1 protein-coding gene is annotated in these 940 nt (G+C 56.8%); it reads left to right on the top strand.

From position 1 onward, the window contains the following. On the top strand, nucleotides 1–940 hold a 940-nt coding region (locus HMPREF2875_RS00010; protein ID WP_246816990.1), incomplete at both ends, for a Mu transposase domain-containing protein.

Below are 940 nucleotides of genomic sequence, written 5' to 3'. Positions count from 1 at the left end.
ATGCGCCTGTACGACCCTGCGGGCACACCGGGTGCGAAAGTCAGCATTTTCGTCGCTTCGCTGCCGTATTCAGGAATGCTGTTTGCTTGTGCGTGTGTTGACCAGCGGCAACAGTCCTGGCTTGATGCACACCGCCAAGCGTTTGACTACTTCGGTGGGGTCTGCCAGGTTGTTGTCCCCGATAACGCGTCGACGGCATCAAACGCAATCAGCACTGCCGATAGGAATCGGAAGGTCAACGACACCTACCAGCAGTTCTTGGAGCACTACAACACAGCAGCACTTCCCACTCGCGCGCGTCGGCCGAAGGATAAAGCGAATGTGGAAGCTGCGGTAAAGATCGTCACGCACAAGATCATCCACGCCCTTGAAGACCACCAGTGTGTTGACTTAGACGAGCTCAACGGAAAGATTGTGGGCTTAGTCGATGCGATCAACACCTCCGTGCCGTTTCGCAGTCAGCAGTCAAGCCGCAGGGATCTCTTCGAAGCACACGAGCAGCATCTCCTTGCTGACCTGCCGGCAACCCCGTGGCAACATACCGAGTGGAAGCGTGCGAAAGTAGCCCCGGATTTCCATATCACGGTTGCAACGGTGCGCTACTCCGTTCCGCACCAGCTTGTTGGCCGCACTGTCGATGTGCGCATCACAGGCCAGGTCTTGACCGTCTTTGACCAGGGGACAACCGTGGCAACCCACCAGGTTTCGCATAAGCGTGGGGCCTATGTCACTGACTATGAGCACATTCCATCTGGAATGGACTCCACCCGTGGACTGTGGACAAGCGACTACTTTTATCGCGAAGCCAGCAAAACCGGCCCGGCAACACGCAAGGTCATCGAAGAACTCATCGCGGCGAAAGCCATCCCGGCCCAGGCGTACCAGTCCTGTAGAAACGTGCTGTCGATGGGCAAACACGGCAACAAACCAATCCTGGAAG

It is taken from the genome of Corynebacterium sp. HMSC078H07 (assembly GCF_001812805.1).
Taxonomy (GTDB): Bacteria; Actinomycetota; Actinomycetes; order Mycobacteriales; family Mycobacteriaceae; genus Corynebacterium.
Note: the sequence above shows the minus strand (reverse complement) of the source record. Positions and strands in the feature narration are given on the sequence as shown.